The organism is Pseudomonas hefeiensis (genome assembly GCF_030687835.1).
In the GTDB taxonomy this organism is placed as follows: Bacteria; Pseudomonadota; Gammaproteobacteria; order Pseudomonadales; family Pseudomonadaceae; genus Aquipseudomonas; species Aquipseudomonas hefeiensis.
Window position 1 is genome coordinate 3,514,589 of the sequence record NZ_CP117449.1, and the last position, 19,443, is coordinate 3,534,031.

Sequence of the window (19,443 nt, forward strand, 5' to 3'; positions counted from 1 at the left end):
GGTATGGCGCTTCCGGACCGTTGTTGTCATCCACCATGGCGTGTCTCCTCAATGGAGCGCAGGATCTGCGCATAATTTTGAGAGGATCTGATCAGGCGGAAAGTGCAACGGCGGCGACGAGCGGAAAACAAAAAACCCGGCACAGTGGCCGGGCTTCTATGTGTCAATCCCTAACGCGCAAGATCGACAGGATGGGTGAATCCTCTCTCACTTTCTCACTCATTGCAATGGCTTTTTGCTACGCCGCGCAAGTTTCGATCAAGCCCTCTGTATCCAACAACTCTTGGGCGGCGGTCAGCGCTTCGTTGACCTGGTCATCCAACGCCTTACGGATGTTCGATCGCCACCGGTACCGGGTCGATTCTGGCTTGCCGTCGTTGTCCCAGTTGGTGATGTCGTACCAGGCTGCTGGCAGGACGGTCGCAGACCGTTTGCCCTCGGCACCGCCCACCTGGGGAATCGCCCAAGTCAGAATCGCGCATTCTCGGAACCGCTGCGGCGCCGGCGACTTCACTGAGTTTAGCAGCTCAAGGATTGCACCATGCTTGCGCTCGTCGTGGGTCGAGTACTTCGCAACCAATGCCCGCCAGTGCGCCGCCGACAGCGACTTATGCAGCCGGCCGAACACCCAGCAGTCGGTCAGGAAGGCAGCCTCCTTACCGACGATCTCCCCCTTCTGCTTGGCGCACTGCACCTTGGGCTCGAAGTCGCAGCCGCCGGCGGAGTTGATGGTCTCGGCGGCCAAGGCCCGAACCACTGCTGAAACAATGTTGCGATAGGTCATGCTGCAGCCCTCGGCCAGATGTTCAAACCTTCTTTTTCGCCACCGTCGTAGCAACTGCGCGCCCGGTTGTGTCGGTCGTTCCAGCGCTCAATCGCGATCCGCATCACGTCAGCCACCTCGAGGTCGTAGATATGCTCGAATGTGCCGAGGGAGCACGTGTTGATGTTTGGGCCCTGGGCGCCACAGTCATGACACCAGACATGCGCCTCGTACGACTCGTCGAAGTCTTCGTTCTGCTTGTGCTCCTCGAACACCTCCTCCCTGGTGATCCAGTTGTGCGCAATGATGCATGGCGGCCCTTCGCAGAATGGACATGGGTTCATCTTGATTGGCTCGATCATGCTGCGTACCCCTTCTTCAGTTCGCGAGTCTTGGCCCGGTATTCGGCGGTGATGACTTTCAATTCTTCGACGGTGTACTTGCGCGGCTCGTGGTCGGACTCCAGGGCCTCGACCGCCTCCAGGCCGATCCGGGCAATGAGGCCGGTGCGGAATCCTTGGGAAACGGTGTACCCCTTCCGGGCGTGCATGTAGGAGCCCGAGTTACAGGCTTTGCATTGGAGCCAGATGTTGGTAGGAGTCAGCCTCAACTCTGGCCGGGCGCCCTTGCCCATGAAGTGGCCGGCATCGAACGCGCCGCCAACCTTCCAGCCCTGCGCTGCGCGGATCTCTTCCTGGCTCAGACCGCAGCTGATACAGCCACTCCCGATGCTCAGTTCGTAGTTGCGGCGGTAGTCGCGCAAGGCCTTCTCCGCATCCTTGAGGTGATCCGCCCTGCTCTTCAGCTTCTCCTTGCGAACCTTGATCTCCCGGCGTTCGACTTGGGCCAGCTCCTTGCGCTTCTTCTCCTGCTTTGTCCGGGCGATCACTACCCCGCAGTCCGGTGAACACCAAGACTGGAAGCTTGCCTTGGGGACGAATGAGGCCCTGCACGTTGTGACGGCGCATTTTTTCGGGCGGGGCTGCTTTGCTGTGAGGCTCATGCAGCCACCTCGCCTAGCAGATCGGTGAACACCACTCCATGGCCGGTGAAGTACGCGGCCATGCGATCGGTGTACTGGATGCCTTGGGCGCGATTGAACAGGCTGGTCACCGGGAAGCCATCGGGGCCGAAGAGCTTGTGCTCGCCCATCAAGGCCAGCTTCTCCTCGTAGGGCAGATGGCGCATGACCCGGTACCAAGCAGCCTGGAATCCCGAATCCTCGTTCAGCAGGATCTGCACACCAAAGTGGAGTTTGCAGTAACGCCTGGCGTCGGCCGGGTCGCCGATCTGGGTCATCTCGGATATACGCTTGTACATCGCGAACCACAGTGCGTTCTGGTCGAGCGTGCGGTCCTTGCCTGGCCGCAGAGAGACCACCACGAACTTCTTCGCCTTGTACATGGCAGTTAGGCTGGTGATGGCCTCGGATAGCTTGGCCTGGCAGTTGACGGAGATTTTGTCGGTCATGACTGAGCCCTCCGAGTGCCAGAGGCTTTTATCCAGCGACGGACATGCAGCTCGCAGCCACTCGTCAAGCAAACACCGTTCGCCATGCCAAGATGCGTTTTCGGAGTTCCGCAGCCACAACCGCACTTCGACTTTCGCCCTGGGCGCTTTGGTCGCAGCTCCATGTACCGGATATGCTCAGGCAAGCCGCCGACTTGCCCCCAGCCAGCAGTGCCGCCGCGCATCGCAGCAGAGCGGGCAGCCGGAGAAAGCTGATTCAAGTCAGTCATAGGCACCCCGCAAAATCTTCGAGCAGGCCCTGCTTGTCCTCGGCCAGCTTGTCGCGCTCTTTGCGAAGCGCCTCATTCTCGACCAGCAGTTCCAGCGCTACTTCCTCCATTGTCTGCTTGCCCAAGAACTCTTCCAGGGCCTGCGTGACGGCCGGCCAGTCAGGAGCTGACACGCTCCAAGCGGCAACCTCGGCCCAAAGCAGATCCTTGAGTTTTTGTTTGTCGATGGTCATGTCCGTTGCTCCAATTCCTGGGCCTGCCGGATAAGCAGCGCCCGGCGATCTGCCAACTCGTTGGCCGCTTCGATCCGCATTTCTGTTTTCCTTTCGGCGCTGGCCATCCGCATTTCCAGCATCAAGTTCTTCACGTTCTCAAGTTTTTCGCGAAGCGCTGGAGCTGGACGGGTTACCGTTCCCGTGAGCAGGCCGGCAATGGCACGGCCGTCTTCACTGATCGGTTCTACGCTCAGGTCCGCCAAGTACTTCTGGCCGTGTTCGCGAGGGATGCGCTTCAATTCCATCGCCTTGGTGACAGCCTGGATGCGGCTGTTGGTGTCGAAACCCACCGAGACATGCCAGTTGACCGGTTTGGTTTCTTCCCGGGCCTGGGAAACGAACCGCTCGTAAGCGCTGATGAACGCCATCCGGGCACCAACCCTGTCGCCGGCGTCGAGGACAGGTTTCGCAGCGGCCAGGGCCAGCTGGATCTCGTCAGTCAGCACCACGGTTTCGAATTCATCGTTCGTAGTCATGGCGATTGCCCAGGCCTCGTCCTTGCCTGGGCGGCCGTCGGATGACTGGACGCGCTGCAGGATGTCGGCCATAGCCAGCTTGCCCTTCACTTCGAAGCGGCACGCCTTCAACGCGGCTTTGACGACAGGAACCGAGTAGGCGCAGAGGTCTTCGGCCATCATCGCCGCGGTGCCTGGGTTCATTTCCTGACCCATTGCCTCGGCGGTGGCGCAGATGGCCGCAGCTAGGCCAGCGACCTGCTGGTCGTTCATTTCAAAGGTATTCATTGCGCTCCCCCGCTTGGCGCTTGGCCAAGACCATTTGCGCAGCCTGCTCGGCAGCGGAGACGTTCGCCTCGGTGCGCTCCATCTGGCGGGCGGTTGTACCGTTGACGCGCTGCCCGGTCACCCACTGGGTGTGGTAGCTCTCGGCGTTGGCCAGCAGTTCGTTGAGGCTGTGGCATTTGCGAAGGACTGCTGCATCGCTGGTTTTCAGGAAATGGGCGGCGACGTGATGGGCAACGTCGGCGCCGAGGCGGTCAACCAGCAGCGCCATCTGCTTCCCAGTCTTGGCGTTCCACACCGGCCAGGCGTTGTAGCGCTTGCGGTAGGCCATGGCGTAGTTGGCCCAGACTTTGAAGGTCTTGCAGGCCTGATCCTTCGGCCCCGGCATGTCGGCGGGAATCTCGACTCGTGGTTGCTGTTGAACGAATGGCACGACCTGTCCCGTCACGACCTTGGCGGTAGCCTGGGGCGTAATTGGTTCAATGACCGGTTCCATGACTGGTTCAAGAGAGTTACTGATTCTGGGTGCAACTGCTGCACTCCCCCCTAGTGCAGGAGATTCACCAGGGGATGAACCTGCTGCACTACCCTGGTGAATCTGCTGCACTACCCCTGGTGCAGGAGGTGCACCACCATCGAGGGTGAGGAAGTAAACGTTTGACGAATTCCCTTTGGGGCCACCCTTCCGGATTTCCTTACGCAGCAGTCCCGCCTCACACAGGGCGGTGATGTGGTTCATGACAGAGCGCTTGCTGATCTCGCACTGGTCAGCAATATGCTGATAGGACGGCCAGCATTCACCGACATCGCTGGCGTTGTCTGCGAGCTTGATCAGTACCAGCTTGCGGAGAGGATTGCCGACGCGAAGTTTCATCGCGGCGACCATAAGGCCCATGCTCATATCAAGCCTTCCCGACCTTTGCGGCCAATTCAAGGAAACGATCGACGTACCAGTGAGGCTGCGTCTCGCGTGGGGATTGGGGGCTGGTGAGGTTCTTGCCGTACTGCAGTCCCTTTTCAGTCACGGACCAGAAGTCACGCATCTCACCTTTGGAGTCTTTGCGCTGGAGTTGCTTGAGAAATCCGAGAGAAGCCAGGGCGCGGTTGAAAGCCGCCGGCGCGTAACGGATGCCATTGTCCTTCAGCAACGCCGTGGCCGACTTGGTGGGCATCGAGGAGCCGCCGGCAGCATCTGGCGCGGCGTCGATTGCGTAGCCAGGCAGGAAGCTCGACTCCAGGCCATTGTTCTTGGCAATTTGGGCAAGCATCAGCACCTGGCTAGAAGGCGCGGGCTTCAGTAGACGCGTGAAACATTCCAAGATTGCCAGCTCACCCACCACCTTTGTGCCGTTGGCGATCACGGACTGGCGGGCACCGTCTTGCTTTTCCAGTTCGCGCCAGCGGCGAATCACCTTCATCCGCATTGGCGCGCTGTATCCGGTGAGCAAGCAGTCGGTGTGTTCGCGGTCGAGCAGGTACTGGACCTGCTCACGGTTGCGGCCGTCCAGATAGATGCCCTCAAATTTGAGGGGATCGACTTTCAGCTCTTTCAGCATCGCAACGATGTCGCGCTTCACGTTGTCGTGGCGCTTACCGGTGACGTTGGCGATTTCACGGGAGGACATTGTGGTGCGCGACACGTTTTCAGAATCACGGAAACGTGTCGCGACATTGGTTGGGGTATTGATATGTGGCTGGGCTTGCATATAATCGGCCTCACAAAGTGTTATCGAATTAGCCACCCTCGACCGGTGGCTTTTTTGTGCCTCGGTTTCAGGTCCGCTTAACTGATAGTGCGAACCCACTGGGCACCGATCCGCGCATGCGCGGAAAAAATTAAGCGATAGATTTCAAATTTGGCCGGGGCGACGCGAGCAACTGCTCAGCCTTGCGCCCCAATTCCCCCGCCTTCGCTTCAACCTGACGGCACTGCTTGGCGAATGCCGGTAAGTGCTGAAGGTCCTGCTCGCACATCACCTGGTCGTCAAACACTTCGCTGCCGGTATCAATTACGTCGCCCAGCGCGCGGATCAGCGCACCGAAGCTCTTGTTCGCGCACTGGTCGCTGTTCATCTGGCGGGCGCCGGTCAAGCCGTGGCGGCCGGCCAACTCATTCACGCAGTGGTCGCGGAATTCAGGCTCAAGAGCGTTGACCCATGACTCTTCCAGCCAGGACGGCATTTCCTGATCCCCGGACAACCAGCGCTGAACACGCTTGAGCCAGCGGCCGGTCGCCTTCACGAACTCAGCTACGTCGTTCTGGGTAGTCAGCGCCGCGAAGTCCGGAACCTCTTTAGCGATTGCCTTTTCGGGGCACGACAGGTGCAGTTCACGGCTCAGCGACTGGGCGAAGTCGTCCTGGCTCAGACTGGTGCGCGCGATCTGGTTTGCAGCATGGGCGACCAGCACCTGATCACGGGTTTGTACGTTGTGTCTGGAACTGGACGTTTGCATGGGGACTGCCCTCTTCTAATCTGGCTTCAATGGAGCGGCGGACAGGGATGTCAGGCGGCGCCGCGTAGGACTTTGTGTGCAAGGTCGAGAAGATCCGGGCGCAGACCCGCTATGGTGATCTCGCCACCTGATGCGTCCTGAAGGCGGCCTGCCAGGTCAGCCGAAGCTTTTCGGTGCCCGCCTGCCAGCTGCCACAGGTGCCCAACCGTCGTCTTGGCAGCGGCAGCCACTGACTGGCGCCGTTCGTTTGAAGCGCTGGCGAGCCAGTCACGCAGATGGTCAATCATGGGATCTCTCCTTAAACATGGAGGAAATTTAGCTTATGGCTAATATCGTAGCAAGGAATATTTAGCTTTGAGCACATTTAGCATTGAGCTAAACGCTGGCATTCTTGCCCGCATGGATATTTATGCGATTCGTAAACAGCAACTGATCAGCCTCATAGGCAGCCAGCGAAAAGGCGCGTGCGCCGAGCGCTGGGGAATGGCGCCTGCGCATCTGAGTCAGATTTTGTCGGACAAGACTGCGAAAAATTTGGGAGACGACGTAGCTCGGAGAATCGAGGCGATCGAGGGACTGCCTAGAGGTTGGTTTGACTCCATATCGCCAGGTGAGTCGATGAATCCAGGCGACGAGCTTGCTTCGGGCGAACACTTAGGTGAGGCATCCGTACAGACCGCGGCGGACCAGATAAAGCAGATGCTTTCGAAGGTCAAAGGGTTAACAAGCACCGCTCGTGACAGGATCATTGCGGCTGCTGACGAGACGAGCAACGTCATAACCGTCGACTTCTCTCGCCCCGGCCAGGTTGGTGATGAGGTATGGATCGCGCATTACGACGTTCGCGCTGCGATGGGCGGCGGGCAGATCCCGCACGAGTACCCGGAAATGCTTCAGGACATTAGGGTCAGTCCCAAACATCTGCGCGAGATGGGCGTCACGTTCAAAGAACACTTCCACCTCAAGATGATCACCGGGTGGGGCCAGTCGATGGCCCCGACGATCAAGGATCGCGACCCGCTGCTCGTCGACATCACGATCCGGGAGTTCACAGGCGACGGCATCTACCTCTTCTCCCACGACGACATGCTGTACGTGAAGCGCCTGCAGAAGAAAGGCAAGGAGCGCTTCAAGATGATCTCGGACAACAAGCACCACGACCCAGAGGACATCCGGGTGGACGACACCCACATCCTGGCCCGGGTGCTTTATGTATGGAACGGACAACCGGTGTGACGCTATGTCCCTGACCAAGCCAAACCAAGATCTCAAGCGCGACCTGCAAGGCATTGCCTCCGACCTCAAGTGGTCAGCCGTCGAGCTGATGCGGATTGCGGAGCGGCTGAGCCTGGCAGGGAATGAGGCGGACGCACAGGCCGTGCTAAAGATGTGCACGGTGTTTCATGCGGATGAGGATCGCCTGACAAGACATGCGGAAGATGTGAAAGCGGGAAAGATTTTGCGTGATGCGTAATGGGATCTACATCCAGACGCTGGTACTTCCGATGTAGAATGCACATTATATTTAAATGCTGAAATACCTGCGCTAAACGGGCGCTAATACTGAGGATGATCAATTGACCATGGATTTTGTCGCCCGAGACTTTTCTGGATCTAACACCATCACGCACAGTGGTATCACTAAACATTTCAAGAATGTTGAGCCTTGGCAAGCACTCGCCGAACTTGTTTGGAACGGTCTAGACGCCGGAGCAACAACCGTCCAGATCGACATTGAAAGTACGGAAATAGGTGGTACTTTTTCCGTTACTATTTTGGATAATGGCACTGGCATTAATATTGATAAGCCAGACGAAAATTTTCGCAGATTCAACGACTCATTAAAAAAAGATTCTTTCGACTCTCATGGGTCTCAGGGACGGGGTCGACTCGCCTTCCACAAAATATGTCATAGTGCGACATGGTATACTCGTTTTGAGGGAAACGATGCTCGAATTGTAGTGCTGAGTAGTAATCTCAGCGCAGTTGATGGCAGAACCATTCAGCAAGATGAGCAGCATTATCTGCTCTCGAATTTTAAGTCTGGCACATGCGTCACTCTGACAAGCTTTGAAAAAAATCTCCCAACCGACAGTTTTCTAATAAAAGAGTTTAGCAAAGAATTTGGACCGCATCTTGTGCTGATGCCGGAAAAAACAATCACTATAAATGGCATTAAAATTCTACCGCAATCGCACATAAAAACATCAATTTCCATAAAAACAAACTCTGCAATATTTGAAGTAGACTTGGTCCAGTGGAATGAGAGGCCGGGCACGGAAAAATCTTATCTGTACTTCATATCCAGCAAGCTGAAAACGATTTACAAGCAATACAGCAGCCTAAACAAGAAAAGAGACTATTACACTTCCGTCTTTATCAAATCTTCTTTTCTTGAGCGCTATGTCAAAGAAGATGACAGCTTATGCGAGCCGTTTAGCTCTTTCTTGACGTCCGAAGACTTCCGGATACTCATTAGAGACTTGAATGCATTCTTGAGGCACTGTTATGCAGAATTCCTCGTAGGTAAAGCACAAGAGCAAATTGACGCTTTTGAAAAAGCTGGTGACTTTCCAAGTTATGAGGGGCTTGACCATAGCGAGTCTACATGGCGCTTATCTCATGTTAAAGAGATCGTTAAAGCCGTACTAATTAGAGAGCCAAAATTATTCGTCGGCGGGAATAAAACCCAGCGCAGACTGATAATAAGATTATTAGACAGACTGTCAGTTTCAAACGAAAATAGTGGCATATTTGATGTACTCGAAAGCGTACTTAATCTGGATGCCGCAGCCATGACCCAGCTTGCAAGTCAGCTAAAGAAGACAAAACTCGACAACATCATCCAAACAATTGAATTACTGCAGCATCGCGAGTCGGCAGTTAGCCAGCTTAAGGAAATCATGAACATTCATTACAAAGATATCCTTGAGACTCCTGACTTACAAAAGGTTATTGAAAATAACACTTGGCTATTTGGCCCCGCATACGAAATACTTGGAGCGGAAGAGGATACATTCACAAACACGGCAAAAAATCTACGATCTAAAATAAAAAATATCAATGAGGTTGCTATCGAGGATTTAGCCAGCGACGTAGAGATCGACGGAGCTAATAGACAAGTAGATTTACTTCTAATTCGAAAAAAATTACAACTCGATGCAAGGGGCCGTAAATTTTTCAGATGCGTGATAGTCGAGATCAAGCGACCAGGGGTATCACTGAACAACAAACATCTGCAGCAACTTGATGAATACGCATCAATTTTAAGTCACTACCCTGAATTTAATAGTGATCTTACGAGATTTGAATTAATTCTAGTAGGACGCAACATATCTAAAGAAGCCTATTCCATCCACAGCAGGCTGAAAACTTCGCAGTTGTACGGCGAGCCCGGCCTTGTAACAAGTGACGACAAAATAAAAACCTATATAAAAACTTGGCCAACCATTTTTGATGAGTTCGAAATCAGCAATGACTACTTACTAGACCAGCTGAAAACTCAGCGGGCCTCACTGTCATCCTCCTCGAAAGAAGAGCTTCTCGAAAGTCTTCAAAAAGAGACAGCACAATAGTAGCCGAGCCCGCCGCCTCGGCGGGCTCGGCTTCGACTGTCAGAACGGCGCAACCTCCTCTTCCAGCTCATACTCTGGCTTGCCATTCTCCGCCATCTCGCCTTCTTGCTGCTCCCACCTCACCGTCACGCTGTCGTCGTCATTAAGCGTCAGCTCAAGCTCATCAGTATCAGCGATCACGCTCAGCACCTCTTCCCACTCCCGATCCCCGTCTGTGTCCAGGCGATGAATCGTCACCCAGCGCTGCGCCTGCGCTACCGGGTGATTGATCATCGATGAGACGCGCAACTCCAGCCGCTCCATGCCGCTCATCTCTTGCCGTACTGCTTGATTCGCCGTCTTCGCCACGATTTACTCTCCCCAAAATACTGTACATACATACAGATCAAGAAAAATCATAGCTCACTGGTAAGCGCCGCGTAAAGCGCCCAGGGGCTACTCGGCGGGCACATCGTCATTCAAAAGCTCAAGGTTAATTTCGCCCACAGCTAAATATTTAGCTTGGAGCTATTGACGATATTTTAGCTTGGGGCTAAATTACATCCATCGCAGCGACACACTGATTGCGAAGGGCCTCAGCAGACCCGCAGCTCTTTAACAGCTCAGGATCCTCGCCATCGACTACCCCGGGTTTCATCCGGTAAGTGCGAGCAACAAATAGTCGATGCCATGCCAGCTCTGGAACTGGCCGTGCTCACCAGATGTGAGTACGCGAAACCACGCAAGCCGATCTGCGAAGAACACCGAACACGAAATGTGTGACGCAGGTTAGCGAGAGGACTCCGGCGATGCGCGTGGTGGAGACAACAGATTTTCTCGATGCGCTTGGAAGCAGGCGCATCCGGAAAATCAACCGCCCAGTAGGGCACAACAGCAGGTGACAGGAATGGACATCAAGACCCTTGAGGCGCTGGGCGTGAGCGCAACTGACCTTACCGATCGTATCGTGGATCAAGCAGTACATGCCCTCCTCTACTCCACTAGTTACGGGGATGACGATGAGGAAAGCACGCAGGCATCCCGGTTCAAGCAGCAGATTGAAAAGCGCGTGAAGGATGCGGTCGACCAGAAGATCGACGCGATGTTTGCTGAGCACGTTCTGCCGCGCGTTGGCGAAATCATCGAGTCGGCCGACATGCGCAAGACCAGTAACTACGGCGAGCCTAAGGGTGAGCCGATGACCTTCAAGGAGTACATCGCCAGCCGCGCAGAGGTGTACATGAGTGAGAAGGTCGATTTCAACGGCAAATCGAAAGGCGAGTCGGGCGACTACAACTGGCGCGAATCAGGCCCTCGCCTCACTGTTCTGATGAAGCTCTACATCAAGGACACGCTCGAAAAGAGCGCAAAGTCGGCGATCAACGACGTGAACAAGGTCATCGCTAAAAACATCGAGCAGGCCGCCAAGGACGCGATCACGTCCTGCGCAGCATCACTCAAGGTCGCCGCGACCATCTGACAACCAGCGCCGAAGCCAGCCTGGCTATAACTGCCCGATCCTCTCGATGAGAGCGCATCGGGGTATGCCTTGCCCAGCCCATTGCCCCGATGAAAGCCTGGGGACGCAAGTGGCGACAGGGCATACCCCGATGCGACCCAACATCCCCGACAAGGAATACCCCCATGCAAGCAACCCAACTGACCACCTACACCCGTGGCGACCTGATGATTAGCAGCCCTGACGAAGCTGTTGTGCTGAAGCTGGCAACCCTGGCTCTCAGCGTCAATACAGCACCAACAGACATCGCAACCCCGAACATCGGCGAATACTGGCCCGGCCAGGGCGGCGTGTATGTGGGAATCCGGCACTACCCGGACGGCCCTCACCACCTGATCGTCGGCACTGAAGATCTCGGAAGGTTCGCCTGGGGCGAATACGGAACCGAGACAGGCGCCACGAGCCGCACCCACGGCATCCTGAACACCACCACCCTCCTTGAGGCTGATGGCTCGTTTCCTGCTGCCGAGGCAGCGGCCAACTACACCGCCGACGGTCACCACGACTATGGGCTTCCTTCCATCGGTGAGCTCAACCAGGTGTGGCAGTGCGCGCCAGACCTGATCACTGAAGGCGCCTACTGGTCGAGTTCGCAGCGCTCCGCCAACTACGCGTTCTTCATGGACTTCGATGATGGCGATCAGAGCATCAGCGGCAAGAGCCTCGAGCTCCGCGTCCGCCCCGTCCGCAGATTGCCTATTCATTGATCCATTTATTGCTTTTTATCGCAGGTGAATCGCGGTGCTGCTCAGGTACGAGTGGCAAGGCCTGATACATGCCGGGCAGTGCCGGCCACCTGCAACCCTCCCCCGACCAATCCCGCATGCACATGACACCGCGCCCAACGGCAACCAGCGGAAGGATCGTGTGCAGCCGGAATTTGTTGGATCAACCACAGAGGAAACCAGCATGTGCAATTGCGCAACCGAAGTTGAAGCGGCAGCAAAAGAAAAGATTCGCGCCAAGCTGCCAGAAGGCTCCCGCGATTTCTCCGTCGAGCTGCAAGGGTTCGCCTGGCTTATGGGCGGCACCGTGAGCATGAAGAACAAGCTGAACCTGCACATTGAGTACGAGGTGCCCAAGAAGAAAGTCGATGGGTTCCAGCGCAAGAAGCAGGACATGTCGATGCTCGGCAGCTACTGCATGTTCTGCGGCGAGAAGTACGACAAAGACGAGCCGGAAGTGGAAGCCGCCTAACCCCAAACACTGGAGGCGACCATGGCAACCAGCTATGCAGACAGCGCCCAGGCCAGGGCATGGGACCGACACTTCGACGAAATGGGCCGTCCGCGCCCAACCCACAAAGACCTCTACCACGACTACGACGCCTTGCAGGCCCGGGCCAAGCTGACAGCCGAGCAGCGCGCTTTTGAAGTCGCTCACAGAAAGGAAATGGCGATTCGCATAAACGCGGCGGTCGATCAGATCGCTGAATTTTGGGGCCTGGAGGTAAAGAAATCGTGAGTGCTCACTCCATTGCAATTCACCGCATTGAGACGGAACCGTTTGCAATCCCAACCTCTTTACTGCCCGTGCTAACCGCAGACAGGGCGCGTATGGCGGCAATTCTCGCGGAAGAGCTTTCCGCGATTACCACCAGCGAGCGCGACTCCTATCTCAAGCAAATTGGCGCTGCTGAGCTAACCAGGTATGTCGAGCTTTTGCCAAGGGCTGCAGCATGAGCCCTCACATCCTGATCGACGAGGCGCTGGAAAGCCTGGAGCACCCCGACAGCCCTCCAGGTGCCGGAAAGGTTGTGCTGCACATGATCACCAAAATGATGGAAGGCAGCGCCATCACAGTTGAAGAGTTCAACCACTACTGCAAGCGCCTCCTGAAAATCACCAGGCAGCGCAAGGAGGCGTCATGAGTACTGCACCGGTTAAAACGCTGCTGGATGAGCAGCTCGAAGAGATTGAGCGCAGCCTTGCGATAGTAGGCGCTGGCATTCCGCGTGAGCTGCCTGTTGTCGTGCTCCCGCCCAAGCTGGTAGCGGCGATCAAGTCGGGGCGTATCGCAGTGAGGGCCAAACAATGAAGTGCCTCTACTGGATCCTCGGCGCCTCCATCCTCATGACCATGCTCGCCTACACCGTGGTCAGCGAAAGGTCGGCATCCTGCAGCGTACCGCAACTGTCCCAGGTGCTGAGGTGACTGCCCGTCAGCGGGCCCGGCGCTTGCTGATCTGGCGCGGGTCGTTCTCGGCCATCACCTTCTGCACTCTCATGATGCTGCTCAGCGCCCTCGCCGATCGCATCACCCAATAAACAACACCACCAAAAGCTGCGCTCGGCGCGGCAAGGAATCGTCATGTCCGCAAATGCCAAACAAGCCGCCGTATCGACCGAACTGGAAGCGAGTGAAACCGGCGACACAAAGAATGCTGTTGCTCCTGCAGTTGCCGTCACCGATATCGCCGAGTATCGACCACATGAAGAACAGATTGTCCGTCTGGAAACGACCTACGCGAACCTGGTTGTCGACTGCTCTACCAGTGAAGGCCTGGCGAATGCTAAGGAGGTTCGCGTTGATATTCGCGATGTCCGCTATGCCCTGGCCAATACCACGAAAACGGCGCTGATTCCCTATCAGCAGGCGGTTAAGGACGCCCAGGCTCGCGTCAACCAAGTGAAGGAATTCGGTGAAGCGCTGAAGGATCGCGTGCTGGCGATCGAGGCGCCTGTTGACGAAGCGATTAAGGCCGAAGAAAAGCGCGCCGCTGACGCCAAGGCCGAACGCGAGCGTGTCGAGGCTGAGCGTGTCGAAGCCATCCGGGCAAAGATTACCCGATTCGGTTCAGTCGCTGCTGCATATGCAAGCCGAAGCGCTGCCGACGTCGAAAACGTCCTGAAAAACGTCAAGGAGTCGGTGATCCTGCCCCAGGAGTATGCCGAGTTCGAGGCTGAGGCGACCATCGCTCGCGACAACGCTATTGAGCAGCTTGAGACCCTCCACAAGGCTGCAATTGATCGAGAAGATGCCGCCGCCAAGCTCGCCGCCCAGCAAAAAGAACTGGACGAACTGCGCGAGAAGCAACGTATTGCTGACGCCGAAGCCGAGGAATTGCGCAAGCAACGCGCCGAAGAAGACCGCCTGCGCTTGAAAAAACAGCAGGATGAACTCGACCAGCAGCGCCGCGATATGGAAGCGCAGCAGCGCCAGCAGCGCGAACGCGACGCACAGTATCAGCGTGACCAAGAGGAACTGGCCCGCCTGCGCGCACTGGCTGCTGCACCCGCTCCGGTGGCGAACGTCATCACGGCTCCGGTGGTTGCCGACGCAGCGCCAGCGGTAATGGCGGAAGTTGATACAGCACCACTGGCGGGCGCACTCGCTGACTCGAACATGCCGAGCGCCAGCGAAGTGGTCGAGGTCGTGGCCATGGCCTTCTGTGTCACCAATGACGAGGCTTCGGCCTGGCTGCGCACCCTATCGTTCTAAAGAACCCTGAAATCACCCCGGAGGCCGACCACAGTCGTCGGCTATGGAGTAAGTAATGAACGCTCAAACCCAGGTTGCTACCGTACCAATGGACACCAGCCCAACAGGGCTGATCCTCAACCGCGACAGCATGCAGTCGATGACCGAACTCGCGGGCATCATGGCGGGCGGCAAAACCACTTTGCCGAAACACTTTCACGGAAACACGGCTGACTGCATGGCGGTGATCATGCAGTCCATGCAGTGGGGCATGAACCCATTCCAGGTGGCGCAAAAGACATTCATCGTCAACGGTGGCCAGCTCAGCTATGAGGCCCAGTTGGTCAATGCGGTTATCACCACACGAGCGCCGACCCTTGATCGAATCCATTACGACTGGTTTGGCGACTGGGACAAGATCATTGGCAACTTCCGTGAAATTGAAAGCAAAAAGCAAATGGATGACCACGGCCAGCCGAAGAAGTACCGCGTCCCAAACTGGAACATAAACGACGAGAAAGGGCTTGGCGTCCGCGTGTGGGCTACGTTCATAGGCGAGGACACCCCGCGCGAACTGATCACCTTGATGACTCAGGCGCGCACCCGGAACTCGACGCTATGGGCGGACGATCCAAAGCAGCAGATCGCGTACCTGGCCGTCAAAAAATGGGCTCGCCTGTATTGCCCTGACGTGATCTTGGGCGTGTACACACGCGACGAGCTGGACGACGGCTACGCGCTACCTGAAACAGATGTTACCCCGAGATCTACCAACGAAAAGCCAGCAGACGTGGGCGCCGCGTCAGTTCCTCAGGGCGATACAGCCGACGCAACCACTGACCTATTCGAGCAGTTGAAAAAGATCGCTCAGGAACAGGGTATTGAGGGCTACGAAAAGGCCTGGAAGGCGCTGAAGCCTCAGCAGCGCGGCGCCATTGGCGTAACTCGTCACGGCGAACTGAAGACGATTGCACAGACCATTGATGCGGAGTTCACGACCGTCAACGAGAACGCAGACGTTGATTCTGAAAGCGATCAGCAAGGAGGCAATCAATGAGCGCCGCCGTAGATCTTCAGCGCACGGAGCAGTGGCATCAGGACCGCAGCGGTCGCCTAACAGCAAGCAGGTTCAAGGATGTGATTGCGTGGGGGGATCGCGACAAGCATGGCAAGCGCAAACCACTTGCTGCCCGCACCACCTATATGCGCGAGCTGGCATTTGAACGGCTGGCTAACAGGTCGAAACATTCGGTCAGTAGCAAGTCGATGGCCTGGGGCACCGAGGTTGAGCAGTCGAGTCATGACTTTTACGAAATCCTGACCGGAAATAACGTCATCAAGTCGGGCTTTGTGGTTCACCCAAAGTACGACTGGCTAGGCTGTTCACCGGACGGCTTGATTGGTGAAGACGGGGGCATTGAGTCGAAGTGTCCATTCAATGAGGCCGTCCACGTTCGCACCTGGCTCGAAGGCATGCCCGAGGAACATAAGCCGCAGGTTCAGGGCTGCATGTTCGTCACGGGCCGGGAATGGTGGGATTTCCTGTCGTTCGATCCGCGCCAAGATGAAGACTGCCGCCTGTACATCGAAACCATTAAGCGAGATGACGAGTACATCGCGATGCTCCATCAAGAGCTGGTCCAGTTCAATCTGGAGCTTGGCCGGATGGTTGATGAGGTCGCCGACAAAGCGCGGGCGCAGGCCCATAGATTAGGAGCTTGATCATGATCAGCCCAGAACTCAGCACCATCCGCCAAAAGGATCTAGATCGCGACTGGATCGCCCGCGCCACGGCGGAATTTGAAAGCCGTGGCACCTTAGAAACACTACCTGTGCAGGCCCGCGACGCTGACTTCGGCGTGATGTTCAACGGCAAAGCCCGTGACGGCACACGGGCCGAACCCAACCCCTCCCTGGAATCCAAGGTTGCGGCAGCAGCACCAACCCTGACTGTCACTGAGGCCATGAAGACGTTTCACCTCAGCGAGAGCGACTTGAAGCGCATGGCAACTCGCATGGGCTTCAAGTTCAAGCGCGGATACACCACCAACCAGGGCCACAAGGCTACCGACGGCCCGATGGTTGAGCGGATCACTGCCTTGCGCGACGTAGGCCTGAGCCGGTCCAAGGTCATGAAGCAGATCGGCATGAGCTACGAGAAATTCCACCGCCTGCTCAAGGACTACAGCATCGTTTTCCCGGCGCTGCCGTTCCACTTGCGCAACGGGAAGTTGAAGTCTTGAAGCGATCCGCATCTCGCACCCAACAACGCAAACGACAGACCTGGCTGGCACTGCCGGCCAGCGGAATCGAAGGAGCAGGCCATGGCCGAAACACAACAGCCAACTGCGGAAGCGCTCAAGCAGCGCCGAAAGCGCGAAAAGGCAGCGGCGAAGGTTGCCGCCCTGGGCATAGAGAAGCTCACGGTTTAGGTGGCCGGGGTGTTCAAGTCGGACCTCAAGCGGGTCATGGCAGCGCATGGCATCAACAATCAGCAGGACATTCACCAGCGGCTGCTGAAGAACCTGATCAGCGCCGACTTCGAAACGCAGGAGTGGATGCTGCGTAATGTCACGACACCTTATGAGCCAAGCGAAAAGGTGTCGCGAGCATTTTACGAGAAGAGCATGGCCGAGCTATCGGCGGATCCGGGGGGCGAGATAATCGCGCCGGATCGTCAATAGTTCGCGAGCTCAGTCGGCTTCAACCGCGACCAACAAATCGCCTTCATCGTCAGTCAGGTCGAACTTATCTTCCGCAGCGATTTTTGCCTCCGACTCACTGTCGGCGACAACCGTACCCAGATTCTTTCCTTCGAGATAAATGCGCCACTCTTTCATTGATGCTCCTCTACCCGGCCCCGTGCCGGTCACCCGTAATACCCCAACCCAAACCAAATTTCCACCACCGAGCACCACAGAAGCTCCGCGCCCAGCGCGACAAGATAGCGCCTCGGATGCGGGAGCTGGCAGAAGCCGGAAAAACAATAAGCCAGATAGCCGTCGCTCTAAAGATGGACATCAAGCGCGTACATCTGATTGGCTGGGAAAACGAATTCACTTTCGCCAAGTCGCCATGAAGAGAATTAACAAGCAGGTGCACCAGCGGCGCCGGCAAACGTGGCTGGATCTGCCAGCTCAAACAATCCCGAGGGAAACCCATGAAGCCCGAAATGATTACCCTGAAGCACGGCGACGCCACGATCAAGATGCCGGCGTCTTCTCTAGCGAAGATCGCCATGGCCAGCACGTTTGCCGTGGTGTTCCCGCAGGCGGCGAATGTTGCGCCAGCGGCGCCCACCACCATCCCTGCCCTGGGTGAATACTGGCCCGGCCAGGGTGGTGTGAACGCCGGCTTCGTGTCGGCATGCGGCGATGTACCGGCCCACTACCTGATTATTGGCGACAAGGATCTGGGTGAATTCAAGTGGGGTCGGTACCGCGAGGAGTCAGAGGCAACCAGCAGGTGGGACGGCAAGCTCAACACCGACGCGCTGATCGCGGCTGGAGACCATCCAGCAGCCAAAGAGGCTCGGGCGTACACCGCTGACGGACACGTGGACTTCGACCTGCCAGCAGCCGCTCAGCTGTACCAAGTCTGGGTGCATGGCCTGATCGCCGAGGGTGCCTACTGGTCGAGTTCGCAGCGCTCCGCCAACTACGCATTCTACATGTACTTCGTTGATGGCAATCAGTACAGCACCGTCAAGAGCTACGAGCTCCGCGTCCGCCCCGTCCGCAGATTCTTTATTTAATCCTTCATTCATCCGTTCTTGATCCGGCACCGGGGCGCAGCAGCGCCTTTTTGCTGCCTTCAAAAAGAGGAAAGACCATGTCCGCAGTAGCTAAAGCAGCACCAGCAATAACCATCCCGGAAATCGGCCAACCCTTCGGCGGCGGGTTCTTCTCGGGCATCACCCGCGACCCGGCCACTGGCAGGCGCTATCTGAACATCACCGCCGGTGCCGAGCATGAGCTGGTCGGCGCCTGGGGCAAGTACGGCGAAAAGATCGAGGGTGCCAACAGCTTCACCGACAGCCTGGCGAACACTGAGGTCATGGCCGCCGCTGGCAGCGAACTGGCGCAAAAGGTCCTGACTCTGGATATCGGCGGCTTCACCGACTGGGCGATCCCGGCCCGCGACATGCAAGAGCTGCAGTATCGCCACTTCAAGCCGACCACCGAAGAGAACTGGCAGTACGGGCGCAGCGGTGACAACCCGAACAGCGAGCCGGTTGGCCTGCTGTACACCGATGAGTCGCCAACCCAGACCGGCATCGAAGCTTTCCAGGAAGGTGGCCCTGAGGCGTTCCAGGATCGCGCCTACTGGTCGAGTTCGCAGCGCTCCGCCTACTTCGCATTCTACATGCTCTTCGGTGATGGCAGTCAGTACTACTACGGCAAGGACTTCGAGCTCCGCGTCCGCCCCGTCCGCAGTCAATTGATTGATTAATTTGCTTATTTAATCCGGCCGCTTGCGGCCGGCTGCCCAAGGAGGGCGCGCCGATGGCGATGCATACGGAGTTGCAGATCTACAAGGTTTCGATGGGCCTACTCCAGATGGCCACGAACCTGACACGGAACATCCCCCGCGACCTGAAGCAGTCGCTTGGCAAGCGGGTGATTGATGAGTGCATCGACGTGCTGATGTTGATTGCTCGGGCCAACTCGACCCGGGACAAGCATCCACACCTGACCTCGCTGGTCGAGAAGGTCCAGGTGATCGAGTTCCTGATGCGGCTTTTCAAGGAAAGCCGATTCATCAGCATCCCGCAGCACGCCAAGGCCATCGAGGTCACCACCTCAATTGGCAAACAGGCCAACGCCTGGAAACGCTCCACCCCAACCGCGCCCGCCATCTGAGAGCCAAGGCTTTCAGGTCTGTGCGAATTGAATCTGGTCGTGCCGCTGACCTTCGGGTCACCGCCATGCGCACAAGAGATACCGCCGGTCTAAAGCGTCCGTGTAGGTCTCGCGCAGT

At 56.9% G+C, this 19,443-nt stretch carries 28 protein-coding genes and 1 pseudogene; 17 read left to right on the forward strand and 12 right to left on the reverse strand.

The window, feature by feature from the left end; all coding sequences use genetic code 11:
* Window positions 1–238 precede the first annotated feature (238 nt).
* From PSH57_RS15580 to PSH57_RS15625, 10 genes are all read right to left on the reverse strand, one after another.
* Window positions 239–784 (reverse strand): hypothetical protein, encoded by a 546-nt coding sequence (locus PSH57_RS15580; protein ID WP_305383972.1) that lies wholly within the window; start codon window positions 782–784, stop codon window positions 239–241.
* A complete protein-coding gene (locus PSH57_RS15585) occupies window positions 781–1,125 on the reverse strand; it encodes a Lar family restriction alleviation protein (protein WP_305383974.1) in 345 nt (114 codons plus the stop codon). The genes PSH57_RS15580 and PSH57_RS15585 overlap by 4 nt, the downstream gene beginning before the upstream one ends.
* A complete protein-coding gene (locus PSH57_RS15590; protein WP_305383977.1) occupies window positions 1,122–1,766 on the reverse strand; it encodes a recombination protein NinG in 645 nt (214 codons plus the stop codon). Before PSH57_RS15590 ends, PSH57_RS15585 begins: the two co-directional genes overlap by 4 nt.
* Window positions 1,763–2,233, reverse strand: a complete 471-nt coding sequence (locus PSH57_RS15595; RefSeq protein ID WP_305383979.1) for a hypothetical protein — start codon at window positions 2,231–2,233, stop codon at window positions 1,763–1,765. The genes PSH57_RS15590 and PSH57_RS15595 overlap by 4 nt, the downstream gene beginning before the upstream one ends.
* A 265-nt stretch (window positions 2,234–2,498) precedes the next feature.
* Window positions 2,499–2,735, reverse strand: coding sequence for a hypothetical protein (locus PSH57_RS15600; protein WP_305383980.1), 237 nt, complete (start codon window positions 2,733–2,735; stop codon window positions 2,499–2,501).
* Window positions 2,732–3,520, reverse strand: a complete 789-nt coding sequence (locus PSH57_RS15605; RefSeq protein ID WP_305383982.1) for a hypothetical protein — start codon at window positions 3,518–3,520, stop codon at window positions 2,732–2,734. The genes PSH57_RS15600 and PSH57_RS15605 overlap by 4 nt, the downstream gene beginning before the upstream one ends.
* Window positions 3,507–4,418, reverse strand: a complete 912-nt coding sequence (locus tag PSH57_RS15610) for a helix-turn-helix domain-containing protein (RefSeq protein WP_305383984.1) — start codon at window positions 4,416–4,418, stop codon at window positions 3,507–3,509. The genes PSH57_RS15605 and PSH57_RS15610 overlap by 14 nt, the downstream gene beginning before the upstream one ends.
* Window position 4,419: 1 nt before the next feature.
* Window positions 4,420–5,142, reverse strand: a complete 723-nt coding sequence (locus PSH57_RS15615) for a Rha family transcriptional regulator (protein WP_340368604.1) — start codon at window positions 5,140–5,142, stop codon at window positions 4,420–4,422.
* A 211-nt stretch (window positions 5,143–5,353) separates the two neighbouring features.
* Window positions 5,354–5,971 (reverse strand): hypothetical protein, encoded by a 618-nt coding sequence (locus tag PSH57_RS15620; RefSeq protein WP_305383989.1) that lies wholly within the window; start codon window positions 5,969–5,971, stop codon window positions 5,354–5,356.
* Window positions 5,972–6,021: 50 nt separating this feature from the next.
* Complete coding sequence (locus PSH57_RS15625) at window positions 6,022–6,258, reverse strand: helix-turn-helix domain-containing protein (RefSeq protein ID WP_305383991.1); 237 nt, start codon at window positions 6,256–6,258, stop codon at window positions 6,022–6,024.
* 112 nt (window positions 6,259–6,370) lie between these two features.
* On the opposite strand from PSH57_RS15625, the gene PSH57_RS15630 reads away from it, so the two are divergent.
* The 3 genes from PSH57_RS15630 (at window position 6,371) to PSH57_RS15640 (ending at window position 9,546) form a co-directional block, all read left to right on the forward strand.
* Window positions 6,371–7,207, forward strand: coding sequence for a S24 family peptidase (locus tag PSH57_RS15630; RefSeq protein WP_305390399.1), 837 nt, complete (start codon window positions 6,371–6,373; stop codon window positions 7,205–7,207).
* Between the two features lie 4 nt (window positions 7,208–7,211).
* On the forward strand, window positions 7,212–7,445 hold the full coding sequence (locus PSH57_RS15635) for a hypothetical protein (protein WP_305383993.1): 234 nt from the start codon (window positions 7,212–7,214) through the stop codon (window positions 7,443–7,445).
* 109 nt (window positions 7,446–7,554) lie between these two features.
* Window positions 7,555–9,546, forward strand: a complete 1,992-nt coding sequence (locus PSH57_RS15640; RefSeq protein WP_305383996.1) for an ATP-binding protein — start codon at window positions 7,555–7,557, stop codon at window positions 9,544–9,546.
* Between the two features lie 39 nt (window positions 9,547–9,585).
* Here the strand turns inward: PSH57_RS15640 and PSH57_RS15645 are convergent, their stop codons facing one another.
* Window positions 9,586–9,858, reverse strand: a complete 273-nt coding sequence (locus PSH57_RS15645; RefSeq protein ID WP_305390401.1) for a DUF1654 domain-containing protein — start codon at window positions 9,856–9,858, stop codon at window positions 9,586–9,588.
* 574 nt (window positions 9,859–10,432) lie between these two features.
* Between PSH57_RS15645 and PSH57_RS15650 the strand changes: the two genes are divergently transcribed.
* From PSH57_RS15650 to PSH57_RS15700, 11 genes and pseudogenes are all read left to right on the forward strand, one after another.
* Window positions 10,433–11,005 (forward strand): hypothetical protein, encoded by a 573-nt coding sequence (locus tag PSH57_RS15650; RefSeq protein ID WP_305383997.1) that lies wholly within the window; start codon window positions 10,433–10,435, stop codon window positions 11,003–11,005.
* Between the two features lie 164 nt (window positions 11,006–11,169).
* A complete protein-coding gene (locus PSH57_RS15655) occupies window positions 11,170–11,751 on the forward strand; it encodes an Lcl C-terminal domain-containing protein (RefSeq protein WP_305383998.1) in 582 nt (193 codons plus the stop codon).
* 202 nt (window positions 11,752–11,953) lie between these two features.
* Window positions 11,954–12,241, forward strand: a complete 288-nt coding sequence (locus tag PSH57_RS15660) for a hypothetical protein (protein ID WP_305384000.1) — start codon at window positions 11,954–11,956, stop codon at window positions 12,239–12,241.
* A 21-nt stretch (window positions 12,242–12,262) separates the two neighbouring features.
* The gene (locus PSH57_RS15665; protein ID WP_305384001.1) at window positions 12,263–12,508 is read left to right on the forward strand and encodes a hypothetical protein; all 246 of its coding nucleotides are present in this window, start codon (window positions 12,263–12,265) and stop codon (window positions 12,506–12,508) included.
* A 214-nt stretch (window positions 12,509–12,722) separates the two neighbouring features.
* Window positions 12,723–12,914 (forward strand): hypothetical protein, encoded by a 192-nt coding sequence (locus PSH57_RS15670; protein ID WP_305384002.1) that lies wholly within the window; start codon window positions 12,723–12,725, stop codon window positions 12,912–12,914.
* Window positions 12,911–13,081 (forward strand): hypothetical protein, encoded by a 171-nt coding sequence (locus PSH57_RS15675; RefSeq protein WP_177513918.1) that lies wholly within the window; start codon window positions 12,911–12,913, stop codon window positions 13,079–13,081. The genes PSH57_RS15670 and PSH57_RS15675 overlap by 4 nt, the downstream gene beginning before the upstream one ends.
* A gap of 272 nt (window positions 13,082–13,353) precedes the next feature.
* A complete protein-coding gene (locus PSH57_RS15680) occupies window positions 13,354–14,484 on the forward strand; it encodes a coiled-coil domain-containing protein (RefSeq protein WP_305384006.1) in 1,131 nt (376 codons plus the stop codon).
* A gap of 55 nt (window positions 14,485–14,539) precedes the next feature.
* Window positions 14,540–15,520, forward strand: coding sequence for a RecT family recombinase (locus tag PSH57_RS15685; protein ID WP_305384008.1), 981 nt, complete (start codon window positions 14,540–14,542; stop codon window positions 15,518–15,520).
* A complete protein-coding gene (locus PSH57_RS15690; protein ID WP_305384009.1) occupies window positions 15,517–16,185 on the forward strand; it encodes a lambda exonuclease family protein in 669 nt (222 codons plus the stop codon). Before PSH57_RS15685 ends, PSH57_RS15690 begins: the two co-directional genes overlap by 4 nt.
* 2 nt (window positions 16,186–16,187) lie before the next feature.
* Entirely contained in the window at window positions 16,188–16,706 is a 519-nt protein-coding gene (locus tag PSH57_RS15695; RefSeq protein WP_305384010.1) for a hypothetical protein, read from the forward strand.
* A gap of 81 nt (window positions 16,707–16,787) precedes the next feature.
* Window positions 16,788–17,147 (forward strand): annotated as a pseudogene (locus PSH57_RS15700) (hypothetical protein).
* Window positions 17,148–17,156: 9 nt separating this feature from the next.
* Here PSH57_RS15700 and PSH57_RS15705 read toward each other — a convergent pair.
* A complete protein-coding gene (locus PSH57_RS15705; RefSeq protein WP_305384012.1) occupies window positions 17,157–17,303 on the reverse strand; it encodes a hypothetical protein in 147 nt (48 codons plus the stop codon).
* A 320-nt stretch (window positions 17,304–17,623) separates the two neighbouring features.
* Between PSH57_RS15705 and PSH57_RS15710 the strand changes: the two genes are divergently transcribed.
* The 3 genes from PSH57_RS15710 (at window position 17,624) to PSH57_RS15720 (ending at window position 19,325) form a co-directional block, all read left to right on the forward strand.
* Window positions 17,624–18,217 (forward strand): Lcl C-terminal domain-containing protein, encoded by a 594-nt coding sequence (locus PSH57_RS15710; RefSeq protein WP_305384013.1) that lies wholly within the window; start codon window positions 17,624–17,626, stop codon window positions 18,215–18,217.
* Between the two features lie 77 nt (window positions 18,218–18,294).
* Window positions 18,295–18,915 carry an Lcl C-terminal domain-containing protein gene (locus PSH57_RS15715; RefSeq protein WP_305384015.1) on the forward strand — a complete coding sequence of 207 codons (621 nt, stop codon included), beginning with the start codon at window positions 18,295–18,297 and terminating at the stop codon, window positions 18,913–18,915.
* A 53-nt stretch (window positions 18,916–18,968) separates the two neighbouring features.
* Window positions 18,969–19,325, forward strand: a complete 357-nt coding sequence (locus PSH57_RS15720; RefSeq protein ID WP_305384016.1) for a four helix bundle protein — start codon at window positions 18,969–18,971, stop codon at window positions 19,323–19,325.
* The last annotated feature ends 118 nt before the right edge of the window (window positions 19,326–19,443 follow it).

Coding starts and splice junctions, on each gene's coding strand:
- PSH57_RS15580 (WP_305383972.1), bottom strand. CDS start 784: ATGACCTATCGCAACATTGTTTCAGCAGTGGTTCGGGCCTTGGCCGCC.
- PSH57_RS15585 (WP_305383974.1), bottom strand. CDS start 1,125: ATGATCGAGCCAATCAAGATGAACCCATGTCCATTCTGCGAAGGGCCG.
- PSH57_RS15590 (WP_305383977.1), bottom strand. CDS start 1,766: ATGAGCCTCACAGCAAAGCAGCCCCGCCCGAAAAAATGCGCCGTCACA.
- PSH57_RS15595 (WP_305383979.1), bottom strand. CDS start 2,233: ATGACCGACAAAATCTCCGTCAACTGCCAGGCCAAGCTATCCGAGGCC.
- PSH57_RS15600 (WP_305383980.1), bottom strand. CDS start 2,735: ATGACCATCGACAAACAAAAACTCAAGGATCTGCTTTGGGCCGAGGTT.
- PSH57_RS15605 (WP_305383982.1), bottom strand. CDS start 3,520: ATGAATACCTTTGAAATGAACGACCAGCAGGTCGCTGGCCTAGCTGCG.
- PSH57_RS15610 (WP_305383984.1), bottom strand. CDS start 4,418: ATGAGCATGGGCCTTATGGTCGCCGCGATGAAACTTCGCGTCGGCAAT.
- PSH57_RS15615 (WP_340368604.1), bottom strand. CDS start 5,142: ATGTCCTCCCGTGAAATCGCCAACGTCACCGGTAAGCGCCACGACAAC.
- PSH57_RS15620 (WP_305383989.1), bottom strand. CDS start 5,971: ATGCAAACGTCCAGTTCCAGACACAACGTACAAACCCGTGATCAGGTG.
- PSH57_RS15625 (WP_305383991.1), bottom strand. CDS start 6,258: ATGATTGACCATCTGCGTGACTGGCTCGCCAGCGCTTCAAACGAACGG.
- PSH57_RS15630 (WP_305390399.1), top strand. CDS start 6,371: ATGGATATTTATGCGATTCGTAAACAGCAACTGATCAGCCTCATAGGC.
- PSH57_RS15635 (WP_305383993.1), top strand. CDS start 7,212: ATGTCCCTGACCAAGCCAAACCAAGATCTCAAGCGCGACCTGCAAGGC.
- PSH57_RS15640 (WP_305383996.1), top strand. CDS start 7,555: ATGGATTTTGTCGCCCGAGACTTTTCTGGATCTAACACCATCACGCAC.
- PSH57_RS15645 (WP_305390401.1), bottom strand. CDS start 9,858: ATGAGCGGCATGGAGCGGCTGGAGTTGCGCGTCTCATCGATGATCAAT.
- PSH57_RS15650 (WP_305383997.1), top strand. CDS start 10,433: ATGGACATCAAGACCCTTGAGGCGCTGGGCGTGAGCGCAACTGACCTT.
- PSH57_RS15655 (WP_305383998.1), top strand. CDS start 11,170: ATGCAAGCAACCCAACTGACCACCTACACCCGTGGCGACCTGATGATT.
- PSH57_RS15660 (WP_305384000.1), top strand. CDS start 11,954: ATGTGCAATTGCGCAACCGAAGTTGAAGCGGCAGCAAAAGAAAAGATT.
- PSH57_RS15665 (WP_305384001.1), top strand. CDS start 12,263: ATGGCAACCAGCTATGCAGACAGCGCCCAGGCCAGGGCATGGGACCGA.
- PSH57_RS15670 (WP_305384002.1), top strand. CDS start 12,723: ATGAGCCCTCACATCCTGATCGACGAGGCGCTGGAAAGCCTGGAGCAC.
- PSH57_RS15675 (WP_177513918.1), top strand. CDS start 12,911: ATGAGTACTGCACCGGTTAAAACGCTGCTGGATGAGCAGCTCGAAGAG.
- PSH57_RS15680 (WP_305384006.1), top strand. CDS start 13,354: ATGTCCGCAAATGCCAAACAAGCCGCCGTATCGACCGAACTGGAAGCG.
- PSH57_RS15685 (WP_305384008.1), top strand. CDS start 14,540: ATGAACGCTCAAACCCAGGTTGCTACCGTACCAATGGACACCAGCCCA.
- PSH57_RS15690 (WP_305384009.1), top strand. CDS start 15,517: ATGAGCGCCGCCGTAGATCTTCAGCGCACGGAGCAGTGGCATCAGGAC.
- PSH57_RS15695 (WP_305384010.1), top strand. CDS start 16,188: ATGATCAGCCCAGAACTCAGCACCATCCGCCAAAAGGATCTAGATCGC.
- PSH57_RS15705 (WP_305384012.1), bottom strand. CDS start 17,303: ATGAAAGAGTGGCGCATTTATCTCGAAGGAAAGAATCTGGGTACGGTT.
- PSH57_RS15710 (WP_305384013.1), top strand. CDS start 17,624: ATGAAGCCCGAAATGATTACCCTGAAGCACGGCGACGCCACGATCAAG.
- PSH57_RS15715 (WP_305384015.1), top strand. CDS start 18,295: ATGTCCGCAGTAGCTAAAGCAGCACCAGCAATAACCATCCCGGAAATC.
- PSH57_RS15720 (WP_305384016.1), top strand. CDS start 18,969: ATGGCGATGCATACGGAGTTGCAGATCTACAAGGTTTCGATGGGCCTA.